Source organism: Planktothrix pseudagardhii (genome assembly GCF_904830925.1).
GTDB lineage: Bacteria > Cyanobacteriota > Cyanobacteriia > Cyanobacteriales > Microcoleaceae > Planktothrix > Planktothrix tepida.
Genome location: NZ_LR882967.1, coordinates 4,686,652 through 4,701,965, shown reverse-complemented (window position 1 = coordinate 4,701,965; position 15,314 = coordinate 4,686,652). Strand labels below are relative to the sequence as shown.

At 40.2% G+C, this 15,314-nt stretch carries 7 protein-coding genes and 1 pseudogene; 2 read left to right on the top strand and 6 right to left on the bottom strand.

Annotation, left to right across the window (positions count from 1 at the left end; genetic code table 11):
• Positions 1-186: 186 nt before the first annotated feature.
• The 6 genes and pseudogenes from NMK36_RS20220 to NMK36_RS20195 form a co-directional block, all read right to left on the bottom strand.
• On the bottom strand, positions 187-363 hold the full coding sequence (locus NMK36_RS20220) for a hypothetical protein (protein ID WP_245824396.1): 177 nt from the start codon (positions 361-363) through the stop codon (positions 187-189).
• Positions 364-546: 183 nt separating this feature from the next.
• Positions 547-666, bottom strand: a pseudogene (locus tag NMK36_RS29030) (calcium-binding protein); the annotation flags it as partial.
• Between the two features lie 32 nt (positions 667-698).
• Positions 699-1,811: an IS630 family transposase gene (locus NMK36_RS20210; protein WP_254172743.1), complete on the bottom strand. Its 1,113-nt coding sequence runs from the start codon at positions 1,809-1,811 to the stop codon at positions 699-701.
• A gap of 44 nt (positions 1,812-1,855) precedes the next feature.
• The gene (locus NMK36_RS20205) at positions 1,856-4,051 is read right to left on the bottom strand and encodes an ELWxxDGT repeat protein (protein ID WP_254174497.1); all 2,196 of its coding nucleotides are present in this window, start codon (positions 4,049-4,051) and stop codon (positions 1,856-1,858) included.
• Between the two features lie 453 nt (positions 4,052-4,504).
• Positions 4,505-9,382, bottom strand: coding sequence for an FG-GAP-like repeat-containing protein (locus tag NMK36_RS20200; RefSeq protein ID WP_302184699.1), 4,878 nt, complete (start codon positions 9,380-9,382; stop codon positions 4,505-4,507).
• Between the two features lie 912 nt (positions 9,383-10,294).
• Positions 10,295-12,703 (bottom strand): phosphoketolase family protein, encoded by a 2,409-nt coding sequence (locus NMK36_RS20195; RefSeq protein ID WP_254174496.1) that lies wholly within the window; start codon positions 12,701-12,703, stop codon positions 10,295-10,297.
• 385 nt (positions 12,704-13,088) lie between these two features.
• On the opposite strand from NMK36_RS20195, the gene NMK36_RS20190 reads away from it, so the two are divergent.
• Complete coding sequence (locus NMK36_RS20190; protein WP_367997196.1) at positions 13,089-13,754, top strand: histidine phosphatase family protein; 666 nt, start codon at positions 13,089-13,091, stop codon at positions 13,752-13,754.
• Positions 13,755-13,866: 112 nt separating this feature from the next.
• The gene (locus NMK36_RS20185) at positions 13,867-15,093 is read left to right on the top strand and encodes an acetate kinase (RefSeq protein WP_254174495.1); all 1,227 of its coding nucleotides are present in this window, start codon (positions 13,867-13,869) and stop codon (positions 15,091-15,093) included.
• Positions 15,094-15,314 lie beyond the last annotated feature (221 nt).

The window sequence follows — 15,314 nt, the reverse complement described above, 5'->3', positions numbered from 1 at the left end:
CGCATGAAATCTTTAAATGTTTGCTACGCATCCGTATCGTGTAGAGACGTGCCATGGCGCGTCTCTACAGGGGATTTAGGGATCATCTGTAATATAAATTTGAGGATTTCATATTACTTCTACAGTTAAAAAAACTGACGAAGGTATTGTGGAAAAAACCCGGCTCCTCTGTTTATCAATTTCAAATTAAGCTTGAATTACAAATTGAGTTGCTGTTAAGGCTGGTTTATTCGTTAAGGTAAGGAATTGAGCCCCTGTACCAAAACCTGCGGCTGTACCATTTTGATTATAAAATAATCCTCCGGTTGCAGTGTTATACACAATATCCGCCGCGCTGGTCGCAGCGAGAGCATCGGTGGTCACTTTGGCAAACTCACCAACAACAGAAAACCCAGTTCCCGCAATACTGCTAATACTGGTAAAGGTGGTTTTATCTAATACAATTTGATCACCTTGGGCTATGGTAAAATCGGTAATCGTATCTACACCAACGGCAGAAGTAGCAAAAGCAGCATTGGTATTGTAGATAAATTTATCCGCACCAAGTCCACCTGTAAGGGTATCATTAGCAGCATCTCCACTCAGAGAATCATTGCCATCCCCACCTAATAATTGGTCAGCACCGCTACTACCATTGAGAATATTATTAGCAGTATTTCCGGTAATAATATTAGCTAAAGTATTAAGCTGTTGTGTATTTAAACTGTGATTATAGCATTACCTTTGTTTTTAAGTTTACGTCCCCATTTAATAGATAACTGTCCTTCATTTAAAAGCTGATGTAATAAACACTCTAGCTCATCAACTGATTTAAAGAGTCGATGAGCTATATATTCTTTAGCTGAATGCCAGACTAATTCAATTAAATTATAATCTGGACTATATGCTGGAAGAAATTCTAAATAGACATTCGGCATTTCTGCTTTAATTTTTTCTAGGTACTCTTCTTTTTTGTGAAAACTTGCATTGTCAAGAATAATCAGGATCTTAGCTCCTTTTTCTACAAATTCTTCTGCTTGATTTCCCGCTAATACCCATTCATAAATTAGCTCTTGATAAAAACTTTTTAACACTTGATAAAAATTATCTGCATTTCCTTTATCCAGAAATTCTACAAATCTTTTTTTATCCGAGTACCTCAATCCTCCCATCACATTAACTCTTCCTTTCCTCCTGTCTCCTCTAATCTGTTTCCTCTTCCCTTTTTTACACCAATTCTTTCTTTTTATCACTCTTAAATTAAATCCACTTTCATCCCAAAACCATACCTGTAATTGTTCTGGACTTTCTTTTGCTATTTTCAAATATTCTTCTATTTTATCTTTAAATAATTTTCTTTTTTCTGGATCTCTTTTCTCTTCTAAGCTATACTTTGCCCACAAATAAACATACTTTTTTTCCTTTAATATCTTTCTCACTTGTGAACTACTTAATTTGATTCCTGTGATTTGTTCTAAATAAGTTGCCAATCTTTCTCCTGTCCATCTCCCAAATTCATATCCTAATTCTTCCGGTTCTTTTTCTACTGTTTCTAATAATATCTCTATATATTTGTCTGTGGCTTTTCTATAATTTCCTTTCATTCTTTCATCTTTTAGGCTTTCTAATTTGTCAGGGTCTCCATGTACACACCAATAACATACTTTGTTTAATGAGCAGCCCAAAAACTTGGCAATTTCACTTTGCTTTTTACCATCATTTAGCAATAATAAAATCAAGATTCTTTCTCGGATTTGTCCATTTTCTTCCTCTTTCAATCTTTTCTGTAGTTTCTCTACTTGCTTTTCATTTAAATGATTTTTAGCAGGCATCTTTTGATTGATTTTTCTAAACTTGGTTTTTCATTATACCCTATTTAGATGCTTAACAGCTTATCAACAACATAAGTATCGTTTCCTGCATTTCCTTTAAGTTGGTCGGCTCCTGTTCCTCCATTTAACAAATCATTACCCGCCAAGGCATTAATAACATCGTTACCTGCATATCCATAGAGGTTATCGTTGCCAGGAGTTCCGGTGAGAATATCGTTTCCAGATGTGCCATCAAAATTTGTTGAACGCCACAACTCATAACCATTAATTCCATCGGTAGCGGTAAAATAAAGAACACCATTGACATTAATCAGATTGTTGGGTGAGGAACTCCCTGAACCAAGATTAATATCTTTAACTAAAGTTGTTCCTGCCGTTGTGCCATTGGTTTTCCACAACTCATAACCTGTAATATTATCATTGGCTGTAAAATAAAGAGCCCCATTGACATTAGTAAAATCACCTGGATAGGAACTCGATGATCCCAGTCGAATATCTTTAAGTAATGTTGTTCCTGCCGTTGTGCCATCACTCTTCCATAACTCTTTACCATACGTTGAGTCACTCATCGTAAAATAAAGAATATTGTTGGCAACAATAAAGTTATCAAAGCTGGAATTATTGCCAAAGTCTTTAACCAGTGTTGTTCCGGTTTCTGTTCCGTTACTTTTCCACAATTGATATTGATATCCCGTTGAGGAGTTATAGGTAGATATTGTGAAATAAATGTTATTCCCAGCCACAATATAATTATCGGGATTATTCCCCAAGAAGTTTTTAACCAGTGTTGTTCCGGTTTCTGTTCCGTTACTTTTCCACAGTTTATTGCTATAGATTCCTAGACTAGAATCATAGGAGCGAGTCTCAAAGTAGAGTAGATTTCCCACTGGTGTAAAGTCAGAATAACTTGGGGCTGAACTTCCAGGAACAATATCTTTAAGTAACGTTGTTCCTGCTGTTGTACCATCCGTTTTCCACAATTCATCCCCATAAATTCCGTCATTGGCTGTAAAAAATAGAGTACCATTCACATTGATCAAATTACCGGCTGAGGAACTCCATGATCCCGCTCGAATATCTTTAACTAAAGTTGTTCCCGCCTCTGTTCCATTCGTTTTCCATAACTCATTACCTATAGTACCATTATTTGCAATGAAATAAAGAGTACCATTCACATTGGTCAGGTCGGTGGGATAGGAAGTTCCTGACCCTGTTTTAATATCTTTGACTAAAGTTGTTCCTGCGGTTGTGCCATCACTCTTCCATAATTCTTTGCCGTAAGTTGAGTCAGTTAAAGTAAAATAAAGGGTGTTATTGGCAGCAGTAAAATCGTAATAATTATTATTATTGCCAAAATTTTTAACCAGTTTTGTTCCGGTTGCGGTTCCGTTACTGTTCCACAATTGATACTGATATCCCGTTGAGGAATTATAGGTAGAGACTGTGAAATAAACCGAATTGCCAACAGGAATATAATTGGTTGGGTTATCACCTAAAAAGTTTTTAACCAGTTGAGTCCCACTCGGTGCACCATTGCTTGTCCATAATTGATTGGTATAGATCCCCAGGGTAGAATCATAAGTTCTAGCTTCAAAGTAAAGCGTGTTGTTTACATTGGTAAAATCGCTATAACTGGGATATGAACTTCCGGGAACAATATCTTTTAGGAGTTCCGCACCTAACACAGAAGGATAATTAGCCCTGACTTCCGGTTCAAATGCTAAGGAAATATTCATATTCCCTGTGGTAATTTCTAAATCCCAATCTCCCCCTAATTTTGGGTTTCCAGTGACATCATCTGAAGCGGCAATGATAGATTGAGTTAGGTGACTTAATTGTTGAATAAAAGCTTGATCTTTTCCAACGTGACAACCATATAATAATAGGTAAGGAACTGACCAACTTTGTAGTTGTGAAGTATAGGATTTTAGGGTTTCTAAATTCAATACGCTGTTTCCTAAGAATACACAACCGGGCAGTCCGTGAGAAACAATATGAATGGCTTGGAGATGAGCGTGAGATTTTAAAATCGAGGTAATTTGTGCAATTCCGTCTTCTTGAGGATGTAAGATATAAACGGCTGCATTGGGTTTAGTTCCGGCAATGAGTTGATCGATGTCAGAAACATGAGAGTCAATAAAGATGATCTCTTGAGTTTTATTTAAGGTTGATAAAGCGGGGTTCAATGTGGCTTGAAAGTGATGAAATTTGCTTTGGGGGAGATGCGTAACTGAATACATGAGATTGATATGATAGAAGTTGTCAATGCGATCAGATCTAGTTGAGAAGCAGTGAAGCTAGGTTTCTCTGCTATATGAACTCAACTGTTGCGATCGCATTATAGCTCAAGAACAGAATAGTAGTAGATATTGCTCTCCAGAATTGTCACCCCGTCAGGTTTTTTATTTTACTCCCCTTGAATTAATTTAAGAAGAATACATCTTCTTAAATCAGTAGATTATTAACCTTAAAGTCTCCAGTAATATTGTTATTTTGCTTGACAACTATAGCCAGTCTAAATCAGTTGTATAAATGTCTTGAAATTCAATTTATCGTAGGGGCGAGGCGCGCCTCGCCCCTACTGGGATTTGTATCCATTTTTTAGGATTAATAATCAGCCCTGATGATGAGGGTACAATCCATTTAGACTTGCTCTATTGAAATTAGAGTCAAACAAAATAACACCGTTCAATTTAGGCTTGAATTACAAATTGAGTTGCTGTCAGTGCAGGTTTAGTGGTTAAGGTTAAGAATTGAGTACCTGTGCCAAAACCTGCGGCTGTACCATTTTGATTGTAGAATAATCCTCCGGTTGCAGTGTTATAAACAATATCCGCCGCACTGGTAGCAGCTAAAGCATCGGTGGTTACTTTGGCAAATTCAGTAGCAACAGAAAATCCCGTCCCTGCAATACTGCTAATACTGGTAAAGGTGGTTTTATCTAATACAATCAGATCACCTTGGGCTATGGTAAAATCGGTAATAGAATCCACACCTACCGCAGAAGTAGCAAAAGCAGCATTAGTATTGTAGATAAATTTATCCGCACCGAGTCCACCCGTCAGGGTATCATTAGCAGCATCTCCACTCAGAGAATCATTGCCATCCCCACCTAATAATTGGTCAGCACCGCTACTGCCAATCAAGTTATCATTTCCGGTACTGCCATTGAGAATATTATTAGCAGTATTCCCGGTAATAATATTAGCCAGAGTATTACCCGTACCATTAATAGCAGTAGTTCCAGTTAAGGTCAGATTTTCTACTTCCCCAGGTAAGGTATAGGTGACAGAAGATTGGATTAAATCTGTACCTCCAGAAGCTAATTCTGTAACGATATCCCCAGCATTATCAACAACGTAAGTATCGTTTCCTGTACTACCTTTGAGTTGGTCGGCTCCGCTACTGCCATTGAGAATATTATTCGCAGTATTTCCGGTAATAATATTAGCTAAAGCATTACCCGTACCATTAATAGCAGTAGTTCCAGTTAAGGTGAGGTTTTCGACTTCCACAGGTAAGGTATAAGTTACAGAAGATTGGACTAAATCTGTGCCTCCAGAAGCTAATTCTGTAACAATATCCCCAGCATTATCAACAACGTAAGTATCGTTTCCTGCACCCCCTGTGAGAATATTATTAGCAGTATTTCCGGTAATAATATTAGCTAAAGCATTACCCGTACCATTAATAGCAGTAGTTCCAGTTAAGGTCAGGTTTTCCACTTCTACAGGTAAGGTATAAGTTACAGAAGATTGGATTAAATCTGTGCCTCCAGAAGCTAATTCTGTAACAATATCCCCAGCATTAGCGACAACGTAAGTATCGTTTCCTGCACCCCCTGTGAGAATATTATTAGCAGTATTTCCGGTAATAATATTAGCTAAAGCGTTACCTGTACCATTAATAGCAGTAGTTCCAGTTAAAGTCAGGTTTTCGACTTCCCCAGGTAAGGTATAGGTGACAGAAGATTGGATTAAATCTGTTCCTCCAGAAGCTAATTCTGTCACAATATCTCCCGCATTATCGACAACGTAAGTATCGTTTCCTGTACTACCTTTGAGTTGGTCGCCCCCGATACCGCCATTGAGAATATTATTAGCAGTATTTCCGATGATGGTATTAACTAAAGCATTACCCGTACCATTAATAGCAGTAGTTCCGGTTAAGGTCAGGTTTTCAACGTTAGCAGGTAAGGTATAAGTCACAGAAGATTGGATTAAATCTGTACCTTCGGAAGCTAATTCGGTGACAAGATCTCCAGCATTATCAACAACGTAAGTATCGTTTCCTGCACCCCCCTTGAGAATATTATTAGCAGTATTTCCGGTAATAACATTAGCTAAAGCATTACCCGTACCATTAATAGCGGTAGTTCCGGTTAAGGTCAGGTTTTCTACATTTGCAGGTAAGGTATAGGTAATGGAAGATTGGACTAAATCTGTACCTTCGGCAGCTAATTCTGTAACGATATCTCCAGCACTATCGACAATATAAATATCATTACCCGCATTGCCTTTGAGTAAATCGTTACCTGCTCCGCCATTGAGGGTATCAATTCCATCACCGCCATTTAAACTATCATTACCAGCATTACCGAAAAGTTGATCATTTCCCCCTAAACCATTAATAATTTCTGGGTGGACTGTTCCGGTGAGAATATCATTATTAGCCGTACCATTAATCGGAGGAAATCCTTCAGTTTTGAAGTTCCAGGTACTATTTCCAGTAATACCCCCATAATTGTTACCTGCAAGATCTTTAATCGCACCATTAGCAATTTCAACGTAATAATCTGTACCCTGTGCTAAATTTGCGGTTGGATTAATGGTGAGTTGATTGCCATTAAGTATGACATTAGTGGCAGTTACGGCGATGGTTTCTACCACTGAGTTATCAGAGAGTTTCTTGATAACAATATTACCTGTACCTTTTTTAATCGCTTCGCTGAAGTTAACAACTAGGTTAGCATCAACGGCAACGATGATGGAATTATCACCAGGGGTGAAACTGCTGGCTTTGGGTGGGGTTGTGTCTGAAGTGGTGGTGCTATATTTGTACAGTTGCGAGATGGAGTTGTAACCATCTTGACCCGTCAATAGGAAGCCCGGTTTGCCATCTCCGCTATAGTTAGACCAGGCTACGGAACTCAAGTAAACATCAGGAAGGACAATACTGGGATCTTCGCTAAAACCACTGCCTGTATTTTTGTAGAGTTTCGAGATTTGGTTGTATGAATTATCTAAACCCGTCAATAGCAAGTCCGGTTTGCCATCTCCGCTATAGTCAAACCAGGCGACGGAACCCCTGTCAACACCAGGAAGGGAAATACTGGTATCTTCAGTAAAACCACTGCCTGTGTTTTTGTACAATTTCGAGATGTGGTTGTTTGAATTATCGGAACCCGTCAACAGGAAGTCGGGTTTGCCATCTCCGGTATAGTCTGCCCAGGCGACGGAACCCCCGCCAACACCAGGAAGGGAAATACTGGTATCTTCAGTAAAACCACTGCCTGTGTTTTTGTAGAGTTTCGAGATGGAGCCTGAATTATCGTAACTCGTCAACAGGAAGTCTTGTTTACCGTCTCCATTGTAGTCAGACCAGGCGACGGAACCAGCCCAAACACCAGGAAGAGAAATATTGGTATCTTCAGTAAAACCAGTGCCTGTGTTTTTGTAGAGTTTCGAGATGGAGTTGTTTGAATTATCCTCACCCGTCAACAGCAAGTCTTGTTTACCGTCTCCATTGTAGTCGGCCCAGGCGACGGAACCACCATAAACACCAGGAAGGGAAATACTGGTATCTTCGCTAAAACCACTGCCTGTGTTTTTGTAGAGTTTCGAGATTTTGCCACCTGAATCTGACAAACCCGTCAATAGGAAGTCGGGTTTGCCGTCTCCATTGTAGTCAGACCAGGTTACGGAACCCCAGGTAACACCAGGAAGGGAAATACTGGTATCTTGGGTAAAACCACTGCCTGTGTTTTTGTAGAGTTTCGAGATTTGGTTGCCTGAATTATCTTGACCCGTCAATAGCAAGTCCTGTTTACCATCTCCGTTGTAGTCAGACCAGGCTACGGAACCGGCAGAAACACCAGGAAGGGAAATACTGGGATCTTTGGTAAAAAAATTGACTGCCTGAGCTTTGAAATTCCAGGTACTATTTCCGGTAATACCCGCATAGTTGTTACCCGCAATATCTTGAATTGCTCCATTAGCGATTTCAACGTAGTAATCTACACCCTCTGCTAAATTTGCAGTTGGATTAATGGTGAGTTGATTGCCATTGACTATGACATTAGTGGCAGTTACAGCGATGGTTTCTACCACTGAGTTATCAGAGAGTTTCTTGATAACAATATTACCTGTACCTTTTTGAATGGCTTCGCTGAAGTTAAGGACTAGGTTAGCATCAACGCCAACGATGGTGGAATTATCACCAGGGGTGAAACTGCTGGCTTTGGGTGGGGTTGTGTCTGAAGTGGTGGTGGTATTTTCGTACAGTTTGGAGGTGACGCTGTCTGAAGGTACATCATCACCCGTTAACAGGAAGTCGGGTTTGCCGTCTCCGGTGTAGTCAGACCAGGCTACGGAACCGATCCGAACAGCAGCAAGGGAAATACTGGTATCTTGGGTAAAACCACTGCCTGTGTTTTTGTACAGTTTCGAGATTTGGTTGTATGAACTATTGACACCCGTCAACAGCAAGTCGGGTTTGCCGTCTCCGTTGTAGTCAGACCAGGCTACGGAACCCTCGTAAACACCAGGAAGGACAATACTGGTATCTTCAGTAAAACCACTGCCTGTGTTTTTGTACAGTTTCGAGATGTGGTTGTATGAACTATCCTCACCCGTCAACAGGAAGTCGGGTTTGCCATCTCCGGTATAGTCTGCCCAGGCGACGGAACTCCTGTCAACACCAGGAAGGGAAATACTGGTATCTTCAGTAAAATCACTACCTGTGTTTTTGTACAGTTTCGAGATGATGCCTGAACCACTCTCACCCGTCAACAGCAAGTCCGGTTTGCTGTCTCCGTTGTAGTCAGACCAGGCTACTGAACTGCTCCGAACACCAGGAAGGGAAATACTGGTATCTTCAATAAAACCACCGCCTGTGTTTTTGTACAGTTTGGAGAGGGGGGTGTATGAATTATCATTACCCGTCAACAGGAAGTCTTGTTTACCGTCTCCATTGTAGTCGGCCCAGATGACGGAACCCCCTGCAACACCAGGAAGGGAAATACTGGTATCTTCAATAAAACCACTGCCTGTGTTTTTGTACAATTTCGAGATGGAGGGGTATAAAGAACTATCTAAACCCGTCAACAGGAAGTCGGGTTTGCCGTCTCCATTGTAGTCAGACCAGGCTACGGAACTGTATTGAACACCAGGAAGGGAAATACTGGTATCTTCAATAAAACCACTGCCTGTGTTTTTGTACAATTTCGAGATCCCGTTGTTCGAGATCCCGGGGTATAAATAATCCCAACCCGTTAACAGGAAGTCCTGTTTGCCATCTCCGTTGTAGTCAGACCAGGCAACAGAACTGGAGCTAACACCAGGAAGGGAAATACTGGTATCTTCGGTAAAACTTGATGTTATGACTTAACTCCTGTATTTATTCATCAGGAACCAGACAAAGCTCAAGAAGATATTTCGGTTGAGGCTTGAATCACAAATTATTTAACCCACCTCGATCTTGATCAACGAACTAGGGAGCTTTTTTTCTGCAAACCCGCCTTGAATCAGACTTTGCTCAACAAAAATTTTTTATTAGTTAAAGCGATCGCAATACTGCTAACATCGGTGAACGATGATGGGAACTATAACCCTCCGGGTATTCACCGAGGAGTTGAGGCACTAGGGCAGAATCTGAGTGAGGTCGCTCGGTGATGTCAATAAGCCTTTGATTAACCGGGCGTTCTCTGAGACAATGTTATCAGCTAACCCTGACAACGGTGATTCTACTTAGGTGATGCTGAACTTTTCTTTTGAGCTTACAAGTATAATTATCTAGCCTGCTCTTGACTTTTGGTTGAGTTTGTTACTAAACGTTACAAAAAACAGCTATATTTAGACTTGAATGAGAAATTGAGTTGCTAATCTCAAAGAGAAAGCGGGTTTCTAACAACTTAGGGCTGACTCACAGAAACCGGGTTTCTGAAGTGATCCTGATTTCTCACAACAAATCTACCAGAGAAACCCGGTTTCTAACAACTTAGTAAAGGCTCACAGAAACCGGGTTTCTGAAGTGATCTTGATTTCTCACAACAAATCTAGCAGAGAAACCCGGTTTCTAACAACTTAGCGTTGACTCACAGAAACCGGGTTTCTGAAGTGATCTTGATTTCTCACAACAAATCTAGCAGAGAAACCCGGTTTCTAACAACTTAGTAAAGGCTCACAGAAACCGGGTTTCTGAAGTGATCTGAATTTCTCACAACAAATCTACCAGAGAAACCCGGTTTCTAAGTTTCTAGGAATTTAAAACGGCCATTTCCAATGCACAATTTCATCTTTGTCAATGCCATGTTCATAGGCATAATTGACATTTTCGATGATAGCATTTCTCATCCGTTCCCGAACGTAAGCCGCCGCCGAACCTAATTTAGGTACTCGGTCAATGACATCCATCACCAAATTAAAACGGTCAACTTGGTTATTAATAGCCAATTCCAAGGGTGTATTAATATTCCCCTTTTCTTTATAGCCTCGGACGTGCAGATTCGGGTGATTTTTCCGACGATACGCTAACTTGTGAATTAACCAAGGATAGCCATGGAAATTAAAGATAATTGGTTTATCCGTGGTAAACAAACTATCAAAATCGCGGTCTGATAACCCGTGAGGATGCTCCGTATCCGGTTGTAACTTAAATAAATCCACCACGTTCACAAACCGAACTTTTAAATCCGGTATTTCTTCTCGTAAAATAGCCGTAGCTGCGAGAGATTCCATCGTCGCCACATCCCCACAACTCGCCATAATCACATCAGGGATATCCGGTTCTTTTCCACAATCATCATTACTCGCCCATTCCCAAATGCCAATGCCTTTAGTACAATGTTTAATGGCATCATCCATGCTCAAAAATTGCAAATGTTTCTGTTTATCTGCAACAATCACATTGATGTAATCGGTACTCTTTAAACAATGGTCAGCAACGGATAATAAACAGTTAGCATCCGGTGGTAAATAAATCCGAGTCACACTGGCGCTTTTATTCGTAACCACATCTAAAAATCCGGGGTCTTGATGGCTAAACCCGTTATGATCTTGTCGCCAAACCGTTGAAGACAATAGAATATTTAAGGAAGAAATCGGTGCTCGCCAAGACACTTCATTTTTGCAAATATCCAACCATTTCGCGTGTTGGTTGAACATGGAATCAATCACATGAGCAAAGGCTTCATAAGTGTGGAAAAATCCATGTCGTCCGGTGAGCACATACCCTTCTAACCATCCTTCTAAGGTATGCTCACTCAACATTTCCATCACCCGACCATCGGTGGCTAACTCACTTCCGTCTAAATCTTCCGGGTAAAATTCAGCTAACCAAGTTTTTTTACTAACTTCATAAACCGGATTTAAACGATTAGAAGCGGTTTCGTCGGGGCCAAACATTCGGAAATTGTGCAGATTATTCCGCATCACATCCCGCAGGAAATTGCCCAAAAGCTTTGTATTCTCCACTTCTGCCTTACCCGGATGTTCCACAGAAACCCCATATTGGCGGAAATCGGGTAACTTTAAGTCTTTTCGGAGTGTGCCACCGTTGGCATGGGGACTCGCACTCATGCGTTTCGTGCCTTGGGGGGCTAAGGCCTTCAGTTCAGGAATTAAACGGCCGTTTTCATCAAATAATTCTTCCGGTTTATAACTCCGCATCCAATCTTCTAATAACCGCAGATGGGGCGGGTTTGTCGTCACATCCGCCATCGGAACTTGGTGTGCTCGCCAAAACCCTTCCACTTTATGACCATCCACATCGGCTGGGCCCGTCCAACCTTTGGGACTCCGCAACACAATCATGGGCCACATCGGACGTTTTGCCGTACCCGTTGACCGTGCTTCCGCCTGAATAGCTTTAATTTCCGTAATGGCTTCTTCTAAGGTCGCCGCCATTTTCTGGTGCATTAAGGTTGGGTCTGACCCTTCGACAAAATAAGGTTTATAGCCATAACCTTTAAACAGCGCTTCTAATTCCTCATGGCTAATCCGCGATAAAATAGTCGGGTTGGCAATTTTATACCCATTCAAATGCAGAACAGGCAACACCGCCCCATCTCGAATCGGGTTGATAAATTTGTTAGAATGCCAAGCAGTGGCTAAAGCTCCGGTTTCCGCTTCTCCATCTCCCACCACACAAACGGAGATTAAGTCCGGGTTATCAAACACAGACCCATAGGCGTGAGATAAACTATAGCCTAACTCTCCGCCTTCATGGATAGAACCGGGAGTCTCCGGGGTACAATGACTGCCAATACCGCCAGGGAATGAGAACTGTTTGAAGAATTTCTGCATCCCGTCAGCATCTTCGCTAATATTGGGATAAATTTCCGAGTAGGTTCCTTCTAAATAAACTGGGGCTAAAACTCCGGGTGCGCCGTGACCTGGGCCAGCGAGATAAATCATATCCAGGTCGTATTTTTTAATTAAGCGGTTGAGGTGAATGTAGATAAAGCTCAACCCTGGACTGGAGCCCCAATGTCCTAATAACCGATGTTTAACGTCTGAAGGTTTTAGGGGTTGTTTTAATAAAGGATTTTCGCGTAGATAAATCATACCAACGGCTAGGTAATTGCAAGCTCGCCAGTAAGCGTTAATCTTAAGCAGTTCCTCCTCATTCAAAGGGTTATTTAACTCAATGGGTTTATCTGGTGCAGCTACCATAAATCCTGACCGTTATAAAGGGTTTTCGTTTTTCAACTTTTGAGAGTATAGGATATCTTGAAAACGGCGGTTTGCAGTTTTGTATACACCCTATTGTTGAAAATTTGGTTAAATCATAGCACTGAATCTTGATTGCAGAGACATAATATTTTTATTCTTATTATTTTTTTAAGATTTGACTGGGTTAGCCATTATAACAAAGAAACCTTAACAAAAAATTAAAATTTTAGTTAAAAAAGTTAAAAATTTTCTCTCGGTTTGAGAAACTCAAGCTGATATGTTAAGCTAACGGCAACCTAAAGGTATTGGGAAAATTTAAACAAATGTTAAACTCAATATCTACATTAAGGAATAGGCTTTTAGGAGGAGTTTCCTCTCATTCCTAATGGCATCCCCTAACTTGCTAAAAATGATGAGCGTTAAACTGTATTTTTTGAGACACGGAGAAACCACCTATAGTCAACAAGGCGGTTATTGTGGAAATTTAGATCCCGATTTAACCGAAAATGGCTTAAAGATGGCGGATCAATTTGCTAAATCTTACCAAAATTTACCTTGGGTTGCTGCATTTGTAAGTCCAATGAAACGAACCATTGCAACTGCAAAACCCTTGTGCGAAGCGGTGGGTTTAGAAATGCAATTTCGAGACGGTTTAAAAGAAATTGCCTATGGAGAATGGGAAGGAAAATCACCCCAAACCGTTAATGAAAGTTACCATGATGAGTATGTTCGCTGGTTAACTGATCCCGGTTGGAATGCACCTACAGGCGGCGAAAAAGGGGTTGATATTGCTCGTCGTTGTGCTCCGGTACTTCAAGAAATAGGAGAACGTTATCAATCGGGTAATGTTTTAATTGTATCCCATAAAGCCACGATTAGAATTATGATCTGTGGATTATTAGGAATTGATATTGGCAGATTTCGCGATCGCATTGCCATGCCCACAGGGGCTGTTAGTATAGTAGAATTATCGAATCATGGGCCGTTATTACACACTTTAGCCGATCGGTGTCATTTAGATGAAACCTTACGGTCTTCTATTGGAACCTAGAACCCGGATTTAAGGGATTAATGGGATTGCCCATAAAATTTAGTTTATGTTTTCGGGTTTGAGTTCAATTGATGATATTATTATTTATCTTAATTTTTACCGAATTTACCCTATGAAAATTTTAGTATTAAATGCGGGTTCAAGTTCTCAAAAAAGCTGTTTGTATGAAATTACAAAATCTACATTACCCGACTATCCCTTACACCCCATTTGGGAAGCAACGATTGATTGGACAGCTTCTCAAGAATTTGGGTTAATGAAAGTGAAAACTTTAAAGGTTAAGCAAGAATATCAAATCGATTTAAAATCTAAACAAGACGCGATCGCTCAAATGTTTAATACCCTAAGTGCAGGGGAAACAAAAGTGTTAAATCACCTTTCAGAAATTAATATTGTCGGTCATCGCGTCGTCCATGGCGGCTCAGATTATTCTGAAGCCATATTGATTAATGAAAAAGTAAAAGAAACCATTCAATCTTTAATTCCCCTTGCTCCTACCCATAATCCTGCCCATTTAGAAGGAATTGAAGCCGTAGAAACCCTATTAGGAACTGTCCCCCAAGTTGCAGTATTTGATACGGCTTTCCATCGAAAAATGCCCGATTATGCAACAATTTATCCAATTCCTTATCAATATTTACAAGCAGGAATCAAACGCTATGGATTTCATGGAACTAGCCATAAATATTGTGCCAAACAAACCGCTAAAATTCTAGGTAAACCCTTAGAATTCTTAAAAATAATTACCTGTCATTTAGGAAATGGATGTTCCTTAGCTGCGATTCAAGATGGGATTAGTATTAATACCACGATGGGATTTACCCCCTTAGAAGGATTAATGATGGGAACCCGAAGCGGCTCAATTGATCCGTCTATTATTTTATATTTACAAGGAAAATATCAATATGATGTTAATCAAATTAATCAAATTTTAAATAAGGAATCGGGGTTAAAAGGGATTGTTGGGGAGTCGGGAGATCTGCGATATGTTTTAGCAGAAATGAAAGCCGGAAATCCCAAAGCCAAACTCGCCTTTGAAATGTATATTCACCGCTTAAAAATGGGAATAGGACAAATGTTAGCGAGTTTAGGCGGTTTAGATGCCTTAGTCTTTACCGCAGGAGTCGGAGAACACGCCGAACAAGTTCGAGAAGCCACTTGTCAAGGATGGGAGTTTTTAGGGTTAAAATTAGACTTAGAAAAAAATGCCTCTCATCCCGTTGATGAAGAAATTTCTACCGCAGATTCAAAGGTTAAAATATTAGTCATTCATACGGAGGAAGATTGGGCGATCGCAACAGAATGTTGGCATTTATTCAATTATAATACAGTAAAATAACCAGAAACCGGGTTTCTATAAAATTCTATGTTTATTACCAATAATCTCAAACAGAAACCCTAAAAGAAGAATATTTGACGGAGAAATATTTAAAATGAGAGTCCTGCTAGATACTAATATTATTCTTGATCATTTACTGGAGCGAGAACCTTTTGCTGATGAAGCTATAGCAAGAGTGTAGGGTGCGTAAGGTGAAGCCGCACGCACCATTTCTCAGATAC

Bases quoted from the DNA above. Each gene is read 5' to 3' on its own strand.
- NMK36_RS20210 (WP_254172743.1), bottom strand. From the start codon at position 1,811: ATGCCTGCTAAAAATCATTTAAATGAAAAGCAAGTAGAGAAACTACAG.
- NMK36_RS20185 (WP_254174495.1), top strand. From the start codon at position 13,867: ATGAAAATTTTAGTATTAAATGCGGGTTCAAGTTCTCAAAAAAGCTGT.
- NMK36_RS20190 (WP_367997196.1), top strand. From the start codon at position 13,089: ATGGCATCCCCTAACTTGCTAAAAATGATGAGCGTTAAACTGTATTTT.
- NMK36_RS20195 (WP_254174496.1), bottom strand. From the start codon at position 12,703: ATGGTAGCTGCACCAGATAAACCCATTGAGTTAAATAACCCTTTGAAT.
- NMK36_RS20205 (WP_254174497.1), bottom strand. From the start codon at position 4,051: ATGTATTCAGTTACGCATCTCCCCCAAAGCAAATTTCATCACTTTCAA.